Consider the following 22,473-nt stretch of genomic DNA (forward strand, 5'->3'; position numbering starts at 1 on the left):
ACTATTTATCCAGCTTATATGCTGCATGCAAAGCTCTGACAGCAAGCTCTCCATATTTTTCATGAACTATCATAGAAACTTTTATCTCACTTGTAGATATCATTTGGATATTAATACCTTCTTTTGCAAGTATACTAAAAGCAAGTGCTGCAACACCACTATGGCTTTTCATACCAACACCAACTATAGAAACTTTTACTATCTCACTATCACTTTCTATTTTGCTATTAGGGGCTGCTTGATTCATAGTTTCTTTTGCTATGTCAAGCTCATTTTGAGGAACAGTAAAGCCGATATTTGCAGTGCCATCAACGCCAACATTTTGAATTATCATATCAACGTTTATATCTCTTTTTGCAAGAGCAGAAAAAATCTCAGCTGCAATACCAGGTTTATCAATTACTCCCCTTATATTTACTCTTGCTTGATTTTTATCTAATGCTATACCGCTAACCAATACCTCTTCCATGCTTTTTTCTCCTATTATAAGTGTTCCTTCATTTTCATTAAAACTGTTTCTAGTAACCAAATTTACATTTAATTTTTTTGCAAGCTCCACAGATCTATTTTGTAAAACCTTAGCGCCCAAACTAGCAAGTTCCAACATCTCATCATAACTTATTTTATCAAGTTTTTTAGCTTTTGGCTCAATTCTTGGATCAGTAGTGTAAACACCGTCAACATCTGTATAAATTTCACACAAACCAGCATCCATTGCCCCAGCTATGGCAACGGCACTAAGATCGCTTCCACCACGGCCAAGCGTTGTAACATCTCCATTTTTATCAATGCCTTGAAAGCCTGCGACGACTATTATCTTACCACTTTTAAGCTCTTCTTTCATTCTAGTCGTATCTATGAAATCTATTCTAGCTTTTGTGTGAGCACTATCTGTTAAAATTCCAGCCTGTCTTCCACTAAGCGTTATAGCTTCATATCCCTTTGATGCAAGAGCAATGCTTAAAAGTGCACTAGTAACTCTCTCTCCTGCACTTAAAAGCTGATCCATTTCTCTAGGTTGTGGCCTTTTGGTAAAAAAATCAGCGTATTCAATAAGCTTATTAGTAACACCACTCATGGCAGAAACAACTACTATTAAAGAGTGTCCTTCATCTTTGTATTTTATAACTCTTTTTGCAACTTCATCTATGCGTTCAAGCGTACCTACGCTAGTTCCGCCGTATTTTTGAACAATTAACATTAAATGAATCCTTCCTTTTTAAAATACTGTATAACTTTACTGTAAATTGGTTTTTTAAAATGTTTTACATAATCAAAAAGCTTAGATGCTGGTACAAATTTATATTCTACAAACTCAGGATGTTTCGTATCTGTATTTATACCATCAGCAGTTCTTAAACGAACTAAAAAGTATTTTTGAGTTTGTCCATCAAATGGATACATCTTTGCAGACACATGTCCTGGAAAATCATAACTTATCCACTGTGGGTATTCACCAATAACCTCTACATTATTGGTGCCAATTTCTTCTTTTAATTCTCTAAAAAGAGCAGCTTTAGGACTTTCGCCATCATCAATGCCGCCTTGTGGAAACTGCCATATATTTTCCATATCATTGCGTTTTGCAATGAAAACATCACACTTAAAAGGATAAGATGGAGAAAGAATCACTGCAGCAACATTTGGTCTGTATTTTTTTTCTGCCATAATTCGACTCTTTATATAAATTTTATATAAATTCTACCGAAAAATACATTAAATTTTAGTTATTTAGGTATAATAAAAATAAACTTTTGGAAAAAATTTGTTACTTTACATACATATTCCTTTTTGTAAAAAAAAGTGTCCGTATTGCGCCTTTGGTTCAAGCATTCATTATGATGAAAAAATAATATCTTCTTATTTTGATACTTTAATTTTAGAGCTAAAATATCACATTTCAAATTTACCTAACATATCTATAGAAACTATATTCATAGGAGGTGGTACACCAAGTATTGTAAATGCCAAATACTACAAAAAACTTTTTGAAATATTTACTCCATATATACAAAAAGATGCCGAAATTACAGTTGAAGCAAATCCAAACTCAGCCACACTTCCTTGGTTAAAAGAGATAAAAAGTTACGGTGTAAATAGAGTTAGCTTTGGCGCGCAAAGTTTCATAGAAGAAAAGTTAAAATTCCTAGGACGTATTCACAATGCCAGCGACGTTTTTGCGGCAGTAGACAATGCTAGGATAGCTGGATTTAACAACATAAATGTAGATTTAATGTATGGAAGTAAAGAAGATAGCAAAAAATCCTTACAAATAGAACTTGAAAATTTAAAAAAACTTGATATCACTCATATTAGTGCCTACTCGCTTACATTAGAAGAAAATACGCCTTTTTATAAAAAAAACGAATATGCAAAAGATGATGAATATTTAGCTAAATTTTTGATAGATGGCATAGAAAAATTAGGTTTTAAACAGTATGAGATATCAAATTTTGGCTTAGTTTGCAAACATAATTTTGGATATTGGATGCTAAAGGATTATTTGGGGCTTGGTGCTTTAAGCGTCGGATATATAGATAAAAAAAGATATTTTGGGCAAAAAAGCATAAATGAATATATAAAAAATCCTACAAATAAAACAGTAGAAAACTTATCAGACGATGATATCAAATTTGAAAAGATATTTTTGGGTTTAAGAAGTATAATTGGTGTGAGTAAAAACACACTAAACGAAGATGAGCTAAACAGAGCTACTTTGCTAGTTCAAAATGGAAAGTTAGAGCTTAAAAACGAAATTTTTTATAATAAAAACTATCTTTTATCAGATGAGATAGCTCTTTATATAAAGAGCTAATCTACTAAATTTATAGACCTTCAAAAGGGTTTGTAACTACATCATCTCTATCAATTATGTAAGGTATGATGGCTGCTTGTCTAGCTCTTTTTATAGCTTTTTCAACCATCTCTTGATATCTTTTAGATGTACCTGTTAGGCGTCTTGGCATGATTTTAAAACGCTCTGAAAGGCAATATTTTAATAATGTTGTATCTTTATAATCGATAAACTCAATTTTTGCTTCTGTATATTTGCAATATTTTTTAGAATATTTTCTTTTTTCTGCCACTGTATTTTCCTTAATTAAAATGGTATTTCATCATCAACGTTGTCAAATTTATCAGAATCGACATCGATTTCTTGGATCTTTTCTTCAAAATCATCATAATAATCATTTTTAGGTTTAGATTGAGCCTTTGTATTTGTTTGTGAAAATCCTTGCGAATAGCTATTTTGGTTTTGCCTATTTTGATTATTGTAATTTTGCGAATAACCAGCATTTTGTTGTGCATTTTGGTTACCATAACTTTGAGAGTATCCGCCACCTTGATTGCTATTATTGCCAGTACTTAGCATTTCCATATTTTCTACGACAATGCTATGTTTACTTCTATTCCCACCGTTGTTATCAGTCCACTGATCAAGTTTAAGTCTACCTTCAACAAGTAATTTAGAGCCTTTAGATAGATATTGATTAGCAATTTCTGCAGTTCTTCCAAAGAAAGATATATCTATAAAGCATGTCTCTTCTCTTTTTTCTCCGCTTTGAGTGCTGTATTTCCTAGTTACAGCAATAGCACTATTTCCTATTGCTGAACCACTTGTCGAATAACGAAGTTCAATATCTCTAGTTAAATTACCAACTAAAACTACTTTGTTAAACATATATTATCCTTAATTTTCTTCTTCAAACTCTTTATCTTGGTTTTCTTTTGGTTCTCTTGGAGTTCTTGGTTCTTTTTGTGGTCTTTCTTTTTTAGCAATTTCGCTAAATTTGATACCTTTACTTAGTTTTTCCCAAGCAGAAACCTCTAGTTTGTTTTCGTATTTAACAGTTAAAAATCTTATGATTTCTTCAGTGATACGAAGATTTCTTACAAGTTCAGCTATAAGATCAGCTGGTGCTGTAAAGTAAATCACAAAATAATTTCCACGATCATACTTTTTAATGGTATAAGCAAGCTTTCTTGTTCCCATTTCAACTACTGAAGCGATTTCGCCACCATTTTTTGTTATAACTTCTTTTACGAAGTCAAGTTTTGTTTTTGCTTCATCTTCTGTAAGCGTAGGCTTTAAGATGAACAAAACCTCATAATGTCTCATTTTTTCTCCTTATGGATTTATAGCTCACAACTTTTTGTTGTGGGCAAGGGATTTTTGTCTAAACTGACAAGCTATTATTTTACACTAAATTTACTTAATTTTTTCTGTTTAAATAGATTATCTCTTGAAATTTGATAAGAGATGCAAGAAGGAAATATTTTTTTTCTAGATTAGAATCGGTTTTTAGATCAAACTCTATGCTATTTAATAGCAAAAAAAGCTCTTTAAATGCATTTAAACTAAGTTTTAATGCTCCGTTTTGCAAAGCTTTTGCAACATTTGGAGGGGGAGTATATCCAATAGCCGATTTTATATCAAAAGTTCCACTACTTTTTATATGGGAGTGAATTTTAAAAAGCCTAAACAAAGATGAATAAATGGAATTTAAAAATGCCATCTCACTAAAATTTGCACTATCAAAACATAAAAAAAAGTCATCTTTAAAATCTTTTAGATCTATTAATTTGTTGAAAATTTCTTCAAAACTAACTGGACTTAGACCAAAAACTAGCTCACTTATTGTTTGCTCATCTATTTTCTTATCTAAAGTTACGAGCTTATTTAGCTCATTTGCGCTAAGATATAAATTTTCATTGTAAATACTATAAATTTGATAAAGTGCAGGCGTTGTAATATCAATATTTAGCTTTGCTGCTTTTTTTATAAGCAAAGATATAGCTTCATTTGGATTGTTTGGAGTAAAAAATCTAACAAAATTTGAACCAAAAACCTTTGTGGCTTCTAAAGCATTTTTCATATCACTCTCATAAAATTCAAAAAGAAATTTACATTCACTGTTTTTTTTACAAGCTTCTACGAAAGTTTCAAGCTCTTTTTTTGCTATCTTGGTATCTCTTTTTATATGCAAAACGCTTTTTGAGCTAAATAAATTAGGCTCTAAAAAAGCTGCTTTTACAACTTCAAAATCATACTCATCATAGTAAAACTGTAAGGCTTCATCTTTTCCATAAAGTTCTAAAATTTCACTACTATATTCATCTATTTGATACTCATCACTACCAAAAACAAGAAAGTAGTTTGGAAATTTAGGAGAGTTTAAAAGGCTTTCAAAATCTTTTTTATACATTTAATTTTTCAACTATTTTGCCTAGTATTTTTGCTGAAGGTATATCAACTTCTACAATCTTAACCATAACTTTTTGGAGTAAATCGCAACTATAATTATTTATATAAATTCTAGCACCTTTTATCTCATCGTCTAGTTTTGCAATACAAATCTTGTCATTTGAGCTAATATAGCATTTAAAGGCTTGACCTATTCTATCTTTAGCCCATCTTGCAAATTTTCTATCCATAAAATCAAATGCAACTTTATCAGCTTCTCTTTCAAGCTCATTTAAGGACGAACAAGTTTCTTCTATATTCAAAAGCAGATAATTAAATTTTTTCATATCATTACTTGCGTTTGCTTTTAAAAGTCTGTGTAAAATAAGATCTGTATATCTTCTGATTGGACTTGTAAAATGCGAATATTCTTTAAATCCTAGACCAAAGTGTCCAAAACACTCAGGTGAGTACTCAGCCCTTTTTTGCGCTTTTATGATGAGTTTATCTATCTCCTCTCTTATGCCCATTTCGCTACTTTTGGCTTGAATTTTAGCAATGAGTTTTACAAGGTCGCTTTCATAACTGAAATTTAGACCAAAAATAGTTAAATCATCTAATAACTGATGAATTTTCTTAATATCAGCAACACCATGATTTCTAAAAATTCCCTTTTTTATCCTTTTTGCAGCAGCTTTATTAGCAAGAAGCATACAATCTTCTATAAGAGCATGTGATGGCGTTTCGTTTTCAAAACGAGTTGATTTTAAATTTAAGTTTTCATCTAAGCTCATTCTTAAATCTTTACTTCTAAAGTCAAATCCATTTTTTAGCCTATTTTCTTTTAACTTTTTAGTAACTTCAAAAAGTGGTAGAAGCCACGATAAAATATCTTCTTCCTTAGCTTCTTTAGACTGCAAAATATTATCTACTTCATCATAGTTATAACGTCTTTTTGAGTTTATAACCGCTTCAAAAAGTTCTTCTTTTGTAGTATTTAAATTTTCATCTAAGGTTATTTTAAAACAGTATGCTAATCTATCTTCATTTGGTTTAAGTGAACAGATATTTTCACTCAAGCTTCTTGGAAGCATTGGTATAGCAATATGTGGAAAATATATAGAAAAACCACGCTCTTTTGCCTCTTTATCTATGGGAGTATAAGGCTCTACATAGTAGCTTACATCGGCAATTGCTATATAAATTTGATTATTAGTTTTATCAAAATATATAGCATCATCGTAATCTTTCGCATCTACTGGATCTATTGTACAAAATGGAAGATGAGTTAAATCAATTCTATCTGCGTAAAAACTTTTATCCACTTTATTTCCCCAACTAAGCGCTTGGGTTTCGCAAAGTTCTGGAAAATTTTTATGCTTATTATAAAGCGCAAGAGAAATATCCATGTCGCAACTAGGATCGTTTATATTTCCCATAATTTCAACAATTTCGTTTGAAATATTATCTATTTTTAAAAGCGTTCCAAATGGTAGCTCTTTTAGGGATTTTTGAGATGCTTTAAGCTGTGATGAGAGCATAGTTGCAATATTTACACCAAGTATCGTTCCGCCAAAAGATTTTGTAAAAACAACACTTGTCTTGATTTTTGCTTTTAAAATCATGGAAATCTTGGCTTTTAGTTTTTTACCCTTCATAAGCTTAGCAACTACTATATCACCAAGATGTGCACCATTTAAATCTTTACTTTCGACAATAATATCTTTTTTTATCTTTTCATCATAAGTGTTTATATAGCCAGTTGAATTGCTTGAGATATCAAGTCTTCCTATGACAAATACATTATTTTGGTAGTATCTGTTTTTGTGTAGTGTTACAGCACCTAAGTTCTCTAAATTTCTTAAAATTTCTCTGTGAGGCAAGGAAACTTCACTCTCTTTAACCCCACTAAGTAATTTTTTTAAAAAGCTTTTCACTATTATTTAACTTTTTGTACAGCTTGTAAAAATATCTCTTTATCTAAATTAGCTTTTTTCAGCAAAGGAGCTGTATATTTTTCTAAATATTCATCTTCAAGCTGATAAAATACATTTACCGCACTTTTTACTATTTGAACCGCAACGCAATAATCTTTGATATATGCAGGCGCATTTGATGGATCATTTGAGCTAAAGATAACATCTACTAGCTCTTTTTCAAGATTCCATTGTTCAAATATACTAGCAGTTACAGCTTCATTTGTTATATCAAAAAATTCTTTTTCAACTTCAGCCAATTCATCGACAGATTTTAAATCTTTTATGGCATCTTTAAACTTACCACTAAGACCTTGCTCTATAAGTTCGTTTGATAAAACTATCTTACCGACTTCCATTAGAAAAGAAGCTGGAGAGAGTATATCTATCATACCGTTATCAACTTTTTTATACCACGCAAGCATAAGAGCATTTTGCATAGAAGATATGATAAGAAATTTATCCTCGCTCATATTGTAAGGACTTAAGTTGATATTAAAACTCTTTTTTATTGCGCTTGATAATGCAAAACCTTTTACAGTAGCCATTCCAAAAAGTGAAATCACACGGTTTATATCGTTTATCTCTCTACTAAAACCATAAAGCGGAGAGTTTGCTGAACGCAAGATGTTTGCAGTAAGCATAGGATCACTCTCAACAACTTTAGTAAGATCTGATATAGAACTTTCTGGATCATTACAAATTTTTTGTATTTTAACGACAGTATCGCTAAGTGGCGGAAGTGCTTTTATTTTAGTGTGTATAGTATCATTCATATAACATTTCTCTATCTATCTATAAAAATTACTCATATTCTATCACAAATAACATAAAATTCAAAGTAATTTTAATACATAAATTCTCTCATCATACAAACGCCCTTTATCTGCATATTTTTAAATTTACTAATATTTTCAAAATTTATTCCACCTATTGCATAAATATCCAAATTTGTAAGTTGTATTAAATTCTGCAGCGACATTAAACCTACCCCATTTTTATTTGGATGAGAATTTGTTTCAAAAATATTTCCAAAAGTAAGACTTGTAGCGCCATTTTTAGTAGCAAAATTTAATTGCTCTTCATCGTGAATACTTACATTTATATCTATAAAATTTTTTAGTAATTTTTTATCTATACTTTTAAAAGCTTCAAAGCTAAAATGAATGTTTTTTAAATTTCTAGATAGTGCAAAATTTATAAAATTATGCACTATAAATTCCACTTTTTTTCTTTTGCAAAGAGATATTATATCATCAGCATATTTTTCATAATACACTTCATTTTCTCTTAGCAAAATAGCGTCAATTCTATCCATAACGTCATTTTGCAAAATCTCACTTATGCTTTTTTGGCTTAATACTGAATTTGTGACAAAAACTATTTTTAAGCTCATGATATATAATCATAGTCCTTAAATACAGGTTGTAAGCCAAGTCTTATAACATCATCATAAACTTCTTTTACACTTCTATCATCTGAAATCTCAAACTGCTCATCGCCTGTATTTTGGCTTTCTTTGGAATTATTGCTATGAGTTCCAATACCTACGCTAACTCCGGCTGAAACTTTATTTGTAGCTATTTGCATAGCTGCATTTCTAAATTTAGCATTTTCTCTAGTTGAAATAGTAATTGATGCGTAAGGTAAGAAAAGTCTATAAGCACAGATTATCTGAAGAAGTCTTTTTTCATCTACATCGTGCGGATTTATACGATGATTTGACACCGTTGGGCGAAGGCGAGGAACTGAGATGGCGATATTTGCATGCGGATATTTTTTTTGTATCAAACTCGCATGAAGCGCAGTTGAAAAAGCATCTTTTTTATAATCATCAAGCCCTAAAAGTGCACCAAAACCAACACCTCTCATACCACCCATAAGCGCTCTTTCTTGTGAATTAAAACGGTAAGGAAATACCCTTTTATTGCCCGCAAGATGGATTTTTTCATATTTTGTTGTGCTGTAAGTTTCATTAAAAATCGTTACAAAATCAACGCCATTCTCATGTAAAGTTTTATAATCTTTACTATTCATTGGATAAACCTCAACTCCAACGGTCGAAAAATACTTCTTAGCAAGCTTTGCTGTTTGTGCGATATATGAAACACTTGAGTAATTCTCGCTTTCTCCTGTTAAAAGTAAAATTTCGCTAAGTCCGCTTTTAGCAATATTTTTTAGTTCATCCTCTATACCTTTTTCATCAAGATGAAGTCTTTTTATGTCGTTATTACATCCAAAACCGCAATAAACGCAGTGATTATCGCAGTAGTTTGAGACATAAAGTGGCGTAAAAAACTGTATGGAGTTACCAAAATTTGCCCTTGTTATGATCCTGGCTTTTTGAGCCATCTCCTCAAGACATTCAAGAGCCGAAGCACTAAGTAAAATTTGCAAATCTTTGTTATTAAATTTGTTTTTTTGCAAAACATTTTTTACATCAGCAACGCTTGTATTTTCACACTCAAATTCATCTCTTGCTTTTAAAACTTTATCCATAATCTCATGGCTTATTTGTTCCATTCTATCAAGATATTTCATATGATCACTTCTCATATTTACTCCAAAAAACCAGTTAGTGGTGAGCTAGCATCGGCTGTTTTTCTAACTCTGCCAAGCCCTGAGAGATACGCCATTCTTCCAGCCTCAACCGCAAGTTTAAATGCTTTTGCCATCTCGTTTATATCTCCAGCTGTTGCAATTGCTGTGTTTATCATAACAGCATCAGATCCCATTTGCATAACTTCGCAAGCTTGAGCAGGACTACCAATGCCAGCATCAACAATGATTGGTGCATCAATCTCATCTATTAAAATCTCTATAAACTCTTTTGTTAAAAGCCCACGATTTGAACCAATTGGCGAACCAAGTGGCATTATAGCACCAGCTCCTGCATTTATAAGATCACGCGCCACATTTAAATCAGGGTACATATAAGCAAGCGGTACAAAGCCTTCGTTTGCTAGTTTTTCTGTAGCTTTTATGGTCTCATAATTATCGGGAAGCAGATATTTGCTATCTCTGATAACTTCTATCTTTATAAACTCGCCACACCCAATTTCACGAGAAAGTCTAGCTATCCTAACAGCTTCATCTGCATTTCTTGCTCCGCTTGTATTGGGTAAAATAGTTACATTTTTTGGTACAAAATCAAGTATATTTGCCACTCCTCCTTCATTTGCTCTTCTTAGTGCTAATGTTATAATTTGTGCCCCTGCGTCGTTTATAGCGCTTTTTACAAGATCTAGGCTAAATTTACCACTTCCTAATATAAACCTTGAGCTAAACTCTTTATTTCCAAGTCTTAAAACATCTTTCATATTTTACCTTTTAGTATCAAATTTATAACTACATTTGCACAAAGTGCTGCACACATGCAAACTTTTGGCGACATTACGCCAAACTCAAATATATCATCATTGCTAAAATCTCCACACAAAAAAAGCCTTTTTCCAAAGCCTTTCACGCCAAATTCATCTCTTATTGTGTATCCTGCCATGCCCGAACTTGCAACTACAAATTTATCTTCATAATTTGATAAAATCTCATTTGCAAGCATTGATTTTGCATTTTCATCATCAAAAGCTTCGCAAACTATATCATCATTTTTAAAAATCTCACTTGCGTTATCTTGAGTAATTTTTAAATTTTCACAAGTTACATCTATAAAAGGATTTATAGCAAAAATTTGCTCTTTTAGCGCTTCTACTTTTAGCCTTCCAACATCGCTTAAAAAGAAATTTTGTCTATTTAAATTTACAAGTTCTACGCTATCAAAATCTATAATGTGAAGATGACCAACGCCAACTCTAGCTAAATTTAACGCTAAATTTGAGCCGATTCCACCAGCTCCGGCAATACCAACTCTCGCGTTTTTAAGTAAATTTAGAGAATTTGGTGCATTTCTTTTTGAAATTTGAGCAAAAAATTTATCTTCATTTTTTAAAAGTTCTTCTAAATTTTTCTTCATATCTTTTCTATCCACCTCTTACAAAAGTTGCGATTTCAAGTTTATCGCCATCTTTTAGGATAGTTTTTTCAAATTTAGACTTTGGTAGTATATCGCCGTTTAACTCAACTGCAATATGTTTTATTTCGTAGTTTTTTTGTTCTAGCATTTTTGCAACGCTAAAGCCAATAAATTCATTACTTAAAACTCCGTTTATACTAAGCATTTGTATATCCTTAAATTTTAAGCATCATCAGAACTCATAGCATTCTCCCTACGCCGGCATTATCCGTATACAGGTATTTAGGGTTTAAATCTCAGCTTTTAGCTCCCCTGATGCAATTTTGATATTCTATCACAATTTCTATTTATGAAAAATTTATTTATAAATTTTAATGAAATTATGATAATTATTAAATTTTCATTTAATAATTAATTGATGATATAAAAAAAGGCATAGAGGAAATAAACTCTATTTCTAGAAAAAATGCAAGAAGCGTTGAAGAAATAGCAAGTGCGGCAGAACATCTAAATAAAACGACAGATCAATTAAATGCTAAATTAAGCGAGTTTAGAACTTGTAAATTTGTAAGAAAAAGATATATTTATTAAAAAATCTTTTTTTTATATATTTTAAAATATTTTTATCCTTTTTTATTTTTATTATATTATAATTACACAAAATAAAAAAGGATTGTACCATGCTAACATTTTACAAAATACTTCAGAAATTTTTGCTACTTTTTTCTATGGTTCTTGTTTTGGCTTTGGGATTTATTTTTTATAAACTTTTAAATGCATCAACAGATTTAAAAAACTCAGCCGAAAGACAAATAATTTCTTTTAAATTAGCAGATGAACTTAGACAAAGTTCAGATGATTTAACAAGACTTGTTAGAACATATGTCGCTACAAAAGACAATAGTTATAAAAAACAGTACTTTGCTGTTTTAGATATAAGAAATGGTAAACTTCCTAGACCAGAAGCTTATTATAGGGTTTATTGGGATTTTGTTGCTGGAGGAAATGCCAAACCTAGACCAGATACGCAAACCAAAATATCGCTAGATGAACTTATGAAACAAAATGGATTTTCCGATGCCGAGTTTGAAAAGCTTAAAGAATCTGGAGCTAGATCAAATGGTTTGGTTGCGCTAGAGACAAAAGCAATGAACGCTATAGAAGGGTTATTTGAAGATTCTACTGGAAAATTTACTATAAAAGATACTCCAAACCAAAGTTTGGCAATAGAATTAGTAAATAGTAAAAAATATCATGAATATAAAGCTAGAATAATGGAGCCACTAGATGATTTTTTTGTTTTAATGGAAAATAGAACAAAAGCAGAGTTTGATAAGGCAAATTCAACATTAAATTTTTTCCAAACTTTATTTGTTATAGTTTTAGTTTTAGTCATTGTCTCAGTAGGATCGCTTGTATTTTGTGGACAAAAAATAACTCAAGGAATACTAGGTTGCTCACCAAATGATTTAAACAATGCAATAAACGAGTTAGCTACAGGAAATTTAACCCACAAAATAGATAATGTTAATCAAATAAGTGCGATAGGCAGATTGAAATTTGCTATAGAAAATTTAAGAAAATTAATTTCTGATGCTAAAAATTTATCAAACGAAAACTCTTCTGTAGCAAATGAATTAAGTTCAACTTCCCTTCATACAGGAAAAAGAGTTGAGGACTCAACAAATATAGTTTCTAAAGTTAGTCAAAATTGCACGAGCATAAACTCGGGTATGAAAGGTTCCATAGAAGAAGCTAAAATAGGTAAGAAAAATCTCCAAGAAGCAATTGCTTATGTTGATGAAGCAAATAAAGCTATGTTAAATTTGAACTCAAAAATATCAAATAGCGCACAAACTGAAAGCGCAATGGCTGATAAGATAAATCAACTAGCAAAAGAAGCAGATCAAGTAAAACAAGTTTTAGATGTTATAAACGAAATAGCAGATCAAACAAATTTATTGGCACTTAATGCTGCTATCGAGGCCGCAAGAGCTGGGGAACATGGTAGGGGATTTGCTGTTGTAGCTGATGAGGTTAGAAATTTGGCTGAAAAAACTCAATCAAGTTTAGTTGAGATAAATGCTACTATAAACATTATTGTTCAATCAATTGGCGATTCAAGTGAGCAAATGAATATCAATTCAAGAGAGATAAACAATCTTACTAATATAGCTACAGAAGTTGATCAAACAATAAGGCATATGAGTCAAGTTATAGGAAATGCTATTAAACTTTCAGATGCAACTGTTGATGATTATATAGGCACTGGCAAAAGTATAGATGATATAGAAAAAGGCATAGAGGAAATAAACTCTATTTCGACAGAAAATGCAAGAAGCGTTGAAGAAATAGCAAGTGCGGCAGAACATCTAAATAAAATGACAGATCAATTAAATGCCAAATTAAGTGAGTTTAGAACTTGATTTTAATTTTGGCTATATTTATGTATAATTTCATCTAGATTTATGCTAGGTGAAATTATGTCCAAACAAAAACTTGTTTTAATAGGTGCATCTACTGGCGGTCCTGGTCACTTGCGAAAGCTTTTATGTGATATAAAAATAAATAACGCAATAGTTGTTGTTGCTCAACATATGGATCCTATGTTTATACCATCATTTTGCAATCAGTTATCAAAAGAGTGTCATATAGATATAGAGTGCATAGAAGAAAAAATTAAATTAGAAAATAAATTTTATATATGCAAACATAACACCGAAATTCTAAAAAGCTTAAATACATCTATAAACAAAGACGCAAAACTTCCATATTCTCCAAATATAAACATGCTTTTTGCATCAGCTACAAACTTATGCAATGAAATTGAGATAATGGCTATACTTCTTACAGGAATTGGCGACGATGGTGCAAATGGACTATTTGAGCTCTATAAAAATGGTGCAAAATGCATAGCAGAAAATGAAGAAAGTGCAATCGTGTATGGCATGCCCAAAAGAGCTAAAGAAATAAATGCCAGTTTAAAAACAATGAATTTATCTGATATAAGAAAAGAATTAGAAAGGTTTTTATATGTTTTTTAGAAAAAAAGTGAAAAATTTTGAGCAGAAACCAAAAGAAGATATTATAGTTGATACTAGTAATTTTGACGAGTTTATAAAACTAATACAAACAATAAGTGGAGCTGATTTAAAACCAAAATATAACACTATATTTGAGCGCTTAGAAATGTTTGCAAAAAATAGACAAATACCAAGTTTTAATAAAATCATAGATATGATAAAGACAAATGTTGAATTGAGGCAAGATATACTAAATTTAATAACAGTAAATGAGACATATTTTTATAGAGAACTGGCACAACTTCAAGAAGTTATATCTTATGCAAAAACACTCAAGCATCCCAAAATACTTTGTGCGCCATGTTCAAGTGGAGATGAAGTGTATTCTTTGTGCATGCTATCTATAGAAAATGGCTTAAAAGATATAAGCTTTATGGGAATTGACATAAACTCCGAAGCTATTAGTGAATGTATAACTGGTATATATAATGAAAGGCATTTACACAGATTAAACGAATCACAAAAAAGCAGATTTTTTACAAAAACAAAAGATATGTATGAGATTAAAAAAACATCACTACCAAAATGTGAATTTAAAATAGCAAATATTTTTGGAGATGAGATGTCAAAATTGGGCACTTTTGATATTATTCTCTCAAGAAATATGATGATATATTTTAATGACGAGTTTAAGTTAAAATGCATTCAAGTACTTTATAAACTACTAAATGATAATGGTAGACTTTATGCAGGTCATGCTGACCTTATACCTAGTACTAATATATATAAAAAAATATATGAAAATGGTGTTGCTTACTATGAAAAAGTAATCAATTAATTTTATAAATTTTACTAACTATATAATAATAAAATCCGCCTATAAAAAACATCGATCCCATTATAATTGTTATAATTTCTAAACTAAATGATCTTTTAAACATAAAACCAACAAAAAGTGAAAAAATAGCACTTACTAGCAATATAGCCATGTCATTATACGCTATAACTCTACCATAAAACTGCTCGGCACAATTTTTTTGAACAAGTGTATAAGTATAACTCCATAATGTTGAAGTAAAAAACCCTGCGCATAAAAGTCCAATAAACCCTAAGTAAAAGTTAAATTGTAAAAATGCCCAAGTTATTATACCTACCCCTTGTCCAAAATAAATATACACAATAGTTTTGTTATTTATAAATTTGCTAAGTATTGCTGGTCCAATTATTAGAGAAAAGGCTCTTGCTGTATTCATAAAACCAATTATAAGCGATATCGAAAAAATTCCATAGTACTTATAATCAGCAAGCAAAGCGATTAATGCCTCATAAGAAGTTATTCCAACAAAGCTATGGAGCATTATTAGATGAATTACTAGTTTGTTGTTTTTTAGGTAAATTATACCATTTTTAAACATCGTAAACGCTGGTCTCATGATGCTTTTATCAACTTTAGGTAAGACTAGCTGATTTAAAAAATAAAAGCTTATTATATATAAAATAAAATCAAAAATAAAAGCACTCTTTACACCAAATAAATAGATATAAACTCCAGCTCCGGCCATACCAACAGTATAAGAACATGCCCATATAATAGAATGAATTTCATTTGCCAGTTTTAAGTTTTGATTTTTTAAAATTTTTGGAAGAAGGCTCATTTCAACTTGAAAATATATCCCGCCAACACCCATTCTAATAAAAATTATAACCAAAAGCAACCAAAGCATATTAAGAGAATTTATAAAAATAAGCATAAATATAGTTATACTTTCTATAATCATCATAATAACAAGCATTGGTTTTGGACTAAATTTATCAATCAAAATCCCACTAAAAGGTGCGAGTAAAACACAAGGGATATATGCCATAGCAGCACACATTGATATAGCCCATATGGGAGCGTTAAGATTTATGAGCATTGTAAAAATACCCGTATGAGAAAACCAAGCCCCAAAATAGCATATAGTCTGAATAATACAAAGAAGTCTAAAGTTTTTATCCAACCTTATAAGGGCTAAATATTTTCTCATAAAAACTCATTTTTATTTAACTTACTTTTTATATGGTTTAAATATATATAAATCCTTAAGAGGTCCTGTTGCTTCTCGTTTTTCAGAATCAAGTAAAATCAAATTCGAACCTTTTACCGTATAGTAATTTTTTTCTTTATATTGGTTCGTTGTAGTAATGGTTTGCTTTTCAATATTATAAATACCTTTTTCTATAAATTTACCATCTTTTTCACCCAAATATGTACTTTGTAATACATAAGAACCATTATCTTTAAGTGTAAGAACCTGTTCTATTCCTTCACAACTTGCGCAAGGTAATGTAGCTTGATAAGTACCATAAATTTCAGAATCTTTCTTAGAAATTTTTGGGCTATTCGTAGAGCAACCAATAAAAAAAGCTAAACATAAGCCAGAGATTAGAAAATTTTTTACATTCATTGATAATCCTTTAATTTTATAATAGGATTATAGTATCAAAAGCATTAATTGCCAATAAAAATTATAAAAATTAATTTGTAATCTTTTAGATACTAAAAATTAGCATCTAAAAGATTTATAAAATAAGTTTAAAACCTATTCTTCCTTACACCTTCAACTATCTCTTTAGACATAGTATCTAGTTCTTTTGTTATAGCGTTTGTATTATTAGCAATACTTACATTTTCTTTTGTTAAAGCATCAACATCTGCAACAGAGTTATTTATCATAGATATTGCTTCAGTTTGTTCTCTTATGCTTTCACTCATCTCATTAATGCTTTGAGTTAATACATTTACATTAGCTTCTATTTCAGTAAGTGACTTACCTGTTTTTTCAGCTAGTTTTCTAACTTCATCTGCAACAACTGCAAAGCCACGTCCTGCTTCTCCAGCTCTAGCTGCTTCTATTGCAGCATTAAGTGCTAGTAGGTTTGTTTGTTCTGATATATCTTTTATTATAGTAATAACATTTTTAATCTCTTCAGATTGAGCTATAACTTCTGTTGTTTTTTGATTGATTGAGTTCATAGAACTACTCATCTCTTCAACTGCAGCTGCACTTTCTTCTAGAGCATTTGCTTGTTTGTTGGCTGAAGTGGTTATGCTATTCATAGCATCAGTAAGCATAGTTGCTTTTTGTTGTAAATTTTCTGCTTGATGTAAGCTGCCTTGTAGCATATTAGATATCACATTTCCTAACTCATTTACACCTTTTGCAACCACACCAGAATCATTTATATTTACAGTAAAATTTTTGTTTTTAAATGATTGCAATAAATTTAATATATTATGTATATTATCTGCAACATTATCTTTTAGTGAAGCTTGGAGTTCTTGAAGTGCAATTTTAAGATTATTTAGGCCAGAACTTGTTACTTTTGTATCAATATTTGCAATAAAATCACCATCCTTAATTCTATTTACAAAATTTCTTGACTCTTTTATAAAATTATACTCTTCATCAAGATTTATTTTTGTTCTTTCTATATTCTCATTTATAGCTTTTGCCATATCCCCAAATTCATCTTTAGATGATATTTTTATATTCTCAGCACTGTTTGTTTCGTAGTTGATAAATTTAAAGAAATCATTAAGTCCGTTTTGGATAATTGAGATTGGTTTTAGTGAATGCTTAATCATTAAAGATAGAAGAATAACAATAAGAACTATAAATATAAATGCAGTTGTTCCTTGTGATGTTAAAACAGATTTTAATGTATCATCATAATCCGTAAGTGAGTTAGATGAACATATTACCCAATTAGCTTCATCATATTTAGTGCAAGCTCCAACTTTTTCTTGTCCTCTAAATTTATATTCAAAAGGATGATTACCGTACTTGTTATAGTTTTCCCTTAAAAGATTAGCAGCCTCTGCTGCTTCTGGCTTATCAGACATTATTAACTCTTTTATAGGATGAGCAACTAGTAAATTTGAAGCTATATCTACAACAGTAATCGAACTAGTTGGAGAGTCTTTTATAGCTGCTAATTTTACATTTAAGGTATCTAGAAATACATCACTTGCTATAACACCCACTAGCTTATTATTAATAATAATTTTTTTTGCTATAGATATAGTAGGTTTATTTCCAGTTTTTGCAATATATGGTTTTGTAAAAACTACTTTATCGCTACTTGTCGCAAGCTGATACCATTCTCTTTTTCTTGGCTCATAATTATCTTTTTCTATCGTCCTAAATATAAAACTTACATCTTTATTTTCACCTATATCTGTTCTATAAAAATTTCCATCACTCTCATAAGCAACAAATATATTATCTAATCCAGATGTTTTTGATATAAATTTAATTTGTTGATTTAAAAGATCTCTATCCATAGCGTATTGTGGATTTTTTTGCAAGAAATCTGCAAAATTCTCAACTGCTTTCATCTTGCTTGAAAAAAACTCACTTACAATTAATCTTGAAGAAAGAGCTATGGAACTTTTTCCAGTCTCACTTATACCAATAATCGTCTTATGAGTTGATGAATAATTAATAAATGTAAAAATAGAAAAACAAACAAGAAGAAGAACCAAGATATAAACTGCTAGTTTATTTGAAATTTTATGAAGCATATAAAACCATCCTTTGAAAATATAAAATACTGCTATTATTCTATCACTTGTAATATTAATTATATATGAAACTTTTACTATGAATTTAAATTATTTTAATTAATATTAACATTTAATTAAATTTTTATATTTATTAATTAAAGTATTTTTGTTAGAAATTTTGGGGAGAATACCGTCTCCCCGAAAGCTTACTAAATTTCGTTGCTAAAATCAGCGTCAGCTAATCTTTTTAGTTGTCTATATCTTCTTTTTGCATCTTGTAAATTTTGCTCCAAAAGAGACTCTGCATGCTCTGGATTTAATTTACTAAGAGCATTATATCTTACTTCTGAAAGCAAAAAGTCTCTATATAAATCCCACTCAGGCTCTTTTGCAGAAAGTTTTATAGGATTTTTACCATCTCTTGCAAGCCTTGGATCAAATGTATATGTTGGCCAATAACCACATTTTGTAGCAAGTTCAGCATGATTTCCACTAAGACTTAAGCCACCTTTTATACCATGAGCTATACAAGGAGAGTAACATATTATAAGACTTGGTCCATTATAAGATTCAGCTTCAATAATAGCTTTTATAGTTTGCGCTGGAGAAGCATTAGAGTTTAATTGTGCTACATATATATTTCCATAAGTCATAGCTATCTGACCTAGATCTTTTTTCTGAACAGGCTTGCCACTTGATGTAAACTGAGCAATAGATCCGACTCTTGATGATTTTGAACTTTGTCCGCCAGTATTTGAATATACTTCAGTATCTAAAACCAAAATATTTACATTTTCTCCACTTGCTAAAACATGATCAAGTCCGCCATATCCTATATCATAGGCCCATCCATCACCGCCTATTATCCATTGAGATTTTTTAGATAGATAATGCTTAAGTTCTAAAAGTTTTTCTACACCTTTTTCTTTTTTATTTTGTTCTAAAATAGGTATAAGTCTATCTCTTATCTGTGTTGATTTAGCAGAATCATTTTTATTTTCTATCCAATCTTTATAAAGAGCACTAAGCGCATTTGGCACATCATTTAATGTATTTAACATAATATTTTCTATTCTATGACGTATAGTCTCCGCTGCAATCTTCATACCAAGTCCAAATTCAGCATTATCTTCAAATAAAGAGTTCGCCCAAGCAATACCGTTTCCATTTGAATCTTTTCTATATGGCATTGATGGAGCAGAGCCTCCATAAATAGAGCTACAACCTGTTGCATTTGCAACTATCATTCTTTCTCCAAAAAGTCTTGTAATAAGCGTAATATATGGCGTTTCACCACATCCTGGGCATGCTCCATGAAACTCAAAATATGGTTCAGCAAATCCTACACCTTTTACATTTTCTTTTCCTGTTAAATCATCTTTATAGGTTACATTTTTAAATAAATAATCAGCGTTATCTTGCTCACCTTTTTCCATTTGATCTTCAAGAAGAACCATTACAAGTGATTTTTCTTTGCTTGGGCAGTTTTGTGCACAAAGCTCACATCCAGTACAGTCAAGAGGGCTAACTTGAATTTTATATTTATAATCCTTAATATCTTTACCTTTTGCATCTATTGCGTGCGCTTTTACACCTTCAGGTGCTGATGCCATCTCTTTATCATCAACCAAAAATGCTCTTATAACAGCATGCGGACAAACAAATACACATTGATTACATTGAATGCAGTTTTCTTCTATCCATTTTGGAACCATTACACCAACGCCTCTTTTTTCATACTGAGTTGTTCCAGCAGGAAAACTGCCATCTTCATGTCCTAAAAACGCAGAAACTGGTAACTCATCACCACGAGCAGCATTTATAGGTTTAACAACATTTTCTATAAAATCATCACCTATATATTTATCGGTTTGGGCAATTTGTTCATTATTTAAATTTACCCAAGATGGGTCAACTGTAACTTTTACTAATTTATCAGCTCCATTTTCTATCGCTTTATAGTTCATTTCAACTATTTTGTCACCTTTTTTGCCATATGTTTTTTTAGCAAATTCTTTCATAAGCGTTTGAGCTTCTTCAAAAGGAATTATATTTGTAAGTTTAAAAAATGCTGACTGCATAATTGTGTTTGTACGATTTCCAAGCCCTATCTCATAAGCTAGTTTAGTAGCATTTAATATATAGAAATTAACATTTCTTTCGGCAAGAATTTTCTTTACTTTATTTGGAATTTTCTCGATTGTTTCTTTTTCATCCCAAATTGAGTTAAGCAAGAATGTACCATTTTCTCTAATTCCATCTATAACATTATAAATATCAAGATAAGCAGCCACTGAACACGCAACAAAATGTGGATTTGAAACAAGATAAGTTGAGCGAATAGGTTTTTTACCAAATCTCAAATGGCTTCTTGTGTAACCGCCTGATTTTTTACTATCGTATGCAAAATATGCCTGTGCATAAAGATTTGTGTTATCCCCTATAATCTTGATAGAGTTTTTATTTGCTCCAACCGTACCATCAGCGCCAAGTCCATAAAATAAACACTCTTTTGCATCATCATCGCCAAGCGAAATTCTTTTTCCAACTTTTAATGAAAGATGAGTAACATCGTCGTTTATACCTACAGTAAAACCATTTTTAGGTTCATTTGATTTTAGATTATCATAAATAGCTATTATTTGAGAAGGATCAACATCTTTTGAGCTAAGACCATATCTTCCACCTATAATTAAAGGAGTATTTTCTTTTCCGTAAAAAGCTGCTTTAATATCAAGATATAGTGGCTCGCCCAAACTTCCTGGCTCTTTTGTTCTATCTAGAACCGATATTCTTTTAACGCTTTTTGGCATAACATCAAAAAGATATTTTAAACTAAATGGTCTATATAAATGGACTTTAATTAAGCCAACTTTTTCACCCTTTTTCATTAGATGATCAACAACTTCTTCTATAGTTTGATTTACTGATCCCATAGCAACTATAATATTTTCAGCATCAGGATCGCCATAGTAATTAAATGGCTTATAATCTCTTCCAGTAATTTTTGAGATCTCTTTTAGATAATTAGCTACTATATCAGGAAGATCATTATAAAATTTATTTGGAAGTTCTCTTGTTTGAAAATAAATATCGTCATTTTGAGCTGTACCTCTTGTTTTTGGATGCTCTGGATTTAAAGAGTTATGTCTAAAATCTTTTACTGCTTCATAATCAAGCAATTTATCAAAATCTGCATAATCCATAACTTCAACTTTTTGTATCTCATGACTTGTTCTAAAACCATCAAAGAAATGCAAAAACGGAACCCTGCCTTTTATGGCAGATAAATGGGCAACGCCACCTATATCCATAACTTCTTGTACACTATCGCTTGCAAGCATAGCAAAACCAGTTTGTCTACATGCGTAAATATCTTGATGATCTCCAAAAATTGATAGCGCTTGAGAAGCCAAAGATCTTGCTGCAACATGTATAACACATGGTAGCAACTGACCTGCGATTTTATACATATTTGGTATCTTTAAAAGCAGACCTTGTGAGGCAGTATAAGTTGTAGTTAATGCACCAACTTGCAAACTACCATGAACACTACCAGCAGCTCCGGCTTCGCTTTGCATCTCTATAACTTTAACTGGCATATTAAATAGATTTTTTTTACCTTGAGCGGCCCATATATCAACATGATCAGCCATTGGAGAGCTAGGAGTTATTGGATAAATTCCTGCAACTTCTGTAAATGCATAGGAAACATAAGCAGCAGCTTCATTTCCATCCATAGTTTTCATTATTTTAGTCATTTTATGTGG

General features: G+C 30.8%; 19 protein-coding genes and 3 pseudogenes. 4 read left to right on the forward strand and 18 right to left on the reverse strand.

All coding sequences use genetic code 11. From position 1 onward, the window contains the following. Position 1 precedes the first annotated feature (1 nt). A complete protein-coding gene (locus tag ACZ5VL_RS01125; RefSeq protein WP_464199156.1) occupies positions 2 to 1,201 on the reverse strand; it encodes an aspartate kinase in 1,200 nt (399 codons plus the stop codon). Further along, the gene (locus ACZ5VL_RS01130) at positions 1,201 to 1,671 is read right to left on the reverse strand and encodes an RNA pyrophosphohydrolase (protein WP_464200222.1); all 471 of its coding nucleotides are present in this window, start codon (positions 1,669 to 1,671) and stop codon (positions 1,201 to 1,203) included. The genes ACZ5VL_RS01125 and ACZ5VL_RS01130 overlap by 1 nt, the downstream gene beginning before the upstream one ends. 94 nt (positions 1,672 to 1,765) lie before the next feature. Between ACZ5VL_RS01130 and hemW the strand changes: the two genes are divergently transcribed. Then, positions 1,766 to 2,815, forward strand: a complete 1,050-nt coding sequence (gene hemW, locus ACZ5VL_RS01135) for a radical SAM family heme chaperone HemW (protein ID WP_464199157.1) — start codon at positions 1,766 to 1,768, stop codon at positions 2,813 to 2,815. Between the two features lie 10 nt (positions 2,816 to 2,825). On the opposite strand, the gene rpsR is transcribed toward hemW, so the two are convergent. From rpsR to thiS, 11 genes are all read right to left on the reverse strand, one after another. Beyond that, positions 2,826 to 3,086 carry a 30S ribosomal protein S18 gene (gene rpsR / locus ACZ5VL_RS01140; RefSeq protein ID WP_464199159.1) on the reverse strand — a complete coding sequence of 87 codons (261 nt, stop codon included), beginning with the start codon at positions 3,084 to 3,086 and terminating at the stop codon, positions 2,826 to 2,828. A 14-nt stretch (positions 3,087 to 3,100) separates the two neighbouring features. Next, a complete protein-coding gene (locus tag ACZ5VL_RS01145; RefSeq protein WP_464199161.1) occupies positions 3,101 to 3,682 on the reverse strand; it encodes a single-stranded DNA-binding protein in 582 nt (193 codons plus the stop codon). Between the two features lie 9 nt (positions 3,683 to 3,691). Then, positions 3,692 to 4,120: a 30S ribosomal protein S6 gene (gene rpsF, locus ACZ5VL_RS01150; protein ID WP_464199162.1), complete on the reverse strand. Its 429-nt coding sequence runs from the start codon at positions 4,118 to 4,120 to the stop codon at positions 3,692 to 3,694. Positions 4,121 to 4,214: 94 nt separating this feature from the next. Continuing rightward, on the reverse strand, positions 4,215 to 5,207 hold the full coding sequence (holA, locus tag ACZ5VL_RS01155) for a DNA polymerase III subunit delta (RefSeq protein WP_464199164.1): 993 nt from the start codon (positions 5,205 to 5,207) through the stop codon (positions 4,215 to 4,217). Then, positions 5,200 to 7,122, reverse strand: a complete 1,923-nt coding sequence (locus ACZ5VL_RS01160; protein WP_464199166.1) for an RNB domain-containing ribonuclease — start codon at positions 7,120 to 7,122, stop codon at positions 5,200 to 5,202. The genes holA and ACZ5VL_RS01160 overlap by 8 nt, the downstream gene beginning before the upstream one ends. Positions 7,123 to 7,124: 2 nt before the next feature. Beyond that, entirely contained in the window at positions 7,125 to 7,937 is an 813-nt protein-coding gene (locus ACZ5VL_RS01165; RefSeq protein WP_464199168.1) for an HDOD domain-containing protein, read from the reverse strand. A 71-nt stretch (positions 7,938 to 8,008) separates the two neighbouring features. After that, positions 8,009 to 8,557: a thiamine phosphate synthase gene (locus ACZ5VL_RS01170; RefSeq protein WP_464199169.1), complete on the reverse strand. Its 549-nt coding sequence runs from the start codon at positions 8,555 to 8,557 to the stop codon at positions 8,009 to 8,011. Further along, positions 8,554 to 9,717 (reverse strand): 2-iminoacetate synthase ThiH, encoded by a 1,164-nt coding sequence (gene thiH, locus ACZ5VL_RS01175; protein WP_464199170.1) that lies wholly within the window; start codon positions 9,715 to 9,717, stop codon positions 8,554 to 8,556. Before thiH ends, ACZ5VL_RS01170 begins: the two co-directional genes overlap by 4 nt. A 2-nt stretch (positions 9,718 to 9,719) precedes the next feature. After that, on the reverse strand, positions 9,720 to 10,481 hold the full coding sequence (locus ACZ5VL_RS01180; RefSeq protein ID WP_464199171.1) for a thiazole synthase: 762 nt from the start codon (positions 10,479 to 10,481) through the stop codon (positions 9,720 to 9,722). Further along, on the reverse strand, positions 10,478 to 11,131 hold the full coding sequence (gene thiF / locus ACZ5VL_RS01185; RefSeq protein ID WP_464199172.1) for a sulfur carrier protein ThiS adenylyltransferase ThiF: 654 nt from the start codon (positions 11,129 to 11,131) through the stop codon (positions 10,478 to 10,480). The genes ACZ5VL_RS01180 and thiF overlap by 4 nt, the downstream gene beginning before the upstream one ends. 7 nt (positions 11,132 to 11,138) lie before the next feature. Beyond that, a complete protein-coding gene (gene thiS / locus ACZ5VL_RS01190) occupies positions 11,139 to 11,336 on the reverse strand; it encodes a sulfur carrier protein ThiS (protein ID WP_464199174.1) in 198 nt (65 codons plus the stop codon). 1,693 nt (positions 11,337 to 13,029) lie between these two features. Here thiS and ACZ5VL_RS01195 point away from each other — a divergent pair. From ACZ5VL_RS01195 to ACZ5VL_RS01205, 3 genes and pseudogenes are all read left to right on the forward strand, one after another. Continuing rightward, positions 13,030 to 13,557 (forward strand): annotated as a pseudogene (locus tag ACZ5VL_RS01195) (methyl-accepting chemotaxis protein); the annotation flags it as partial. 57 nt (positions 13,558 to 13,614) lie between these two features. Further along, on the forward strand, positions 13,615 to 14,175 hold the full coding sequence (locus ACZ5VL_RS01200; RefSeq protein WP_464199176.1) for a CheB methylesterase domain-containing protein: 561 nt from the start codon (positions 13,615 to 13,617) through the stop codon (positions 14,173 to 14,175). Then, a complete protein-coding gene (locus ACZ5VL_RS01205; protein WP_464199177.1) occupies positions 14,165 to 14,992 on the forward strand; it encodes a CheR family methyltransferase in 828 nt (275 codons plus the stop codon). The genes ACZ5VL_RS01200 and ACZ5VL_RS01205 overlap by 11 nt, the downstream gene beginning before the upstream one ends. Here the strand turns inward: ACZ5VL_RS01205 and ACZ5VL_RS01210 are convergent. The 5 genes and pseudogenes from ACZ5VL_RS01210 to nifJ all read right to left on the reverse strand — a co-directional run bounded on the left by ACZ5VL_RS01210 (position 14,985) and on the right by nifJ (position 22,464). Then, complete coding sequence (locus tag ACZ5VL_RS01210; protein WP_464199179.1) at positions 14,985 to 16,181, reverse strand: MFS transporter; 1,197 nt, start codon at positions 16,179 to 16,181, stop codon at positions 14,985 to 14,987. The genes ACZ5VL_RS01205 and ACZ5VL_RS01210 overlap by 8 nt on opposite strands. Positions 16,182 to 16,202: 21 nt before the next feature. Then, on the reverse strand, positions 16,203 to 16,601 hold the full coding sequence (locus ACZ5VL_RS01215) for a copper resistance protein NlpE (protein ID WP_464199181.1): 399 nt from the start codon (positions 16,599 to 16,601) through the stop codon (positions 16,203 to 16,205). Positions 16,602 to 16,729: 128 nt separating this feature from the next. Continuing rightward, positions 16,730 to 17,131, reverse strand: a pseudogene (locus tag ACZ5VL_RS01220) (methyl-accepting chemotaxis protein); the annotation flags it as partial. An 816-nt stretch (positions 17,132 to 17,947) separates the two neighbouring features. Next, positions 17,948 to 18,721 (reverse strand): annotated as a pseudogene (locus tag ACZ5VL_RS01225) (cache domain-containing protein); the annotation flags it as partial. 191 nt (positions 18,722 to 18,912) lie between these two features. Next, complete coding sequence (gene nifJ, locus ACZ5VL_RS01230) at positions 18,913 to 22,464, reverse strand: pyruvate:ferredoxin (flavodoxin) oxidoreductase (RefSeq protein WP_464199183.1); 3,552 nt, start codon at positions 22,462 to 22,464, stop codon at positions 18,913 to 18,915. Positions 22,465 to 22,473 lie beyond the last annotated feature (9 nt).

It is taken from the genome of Campylobacter sp. GTC17093 (assembly GCF_055397635.1).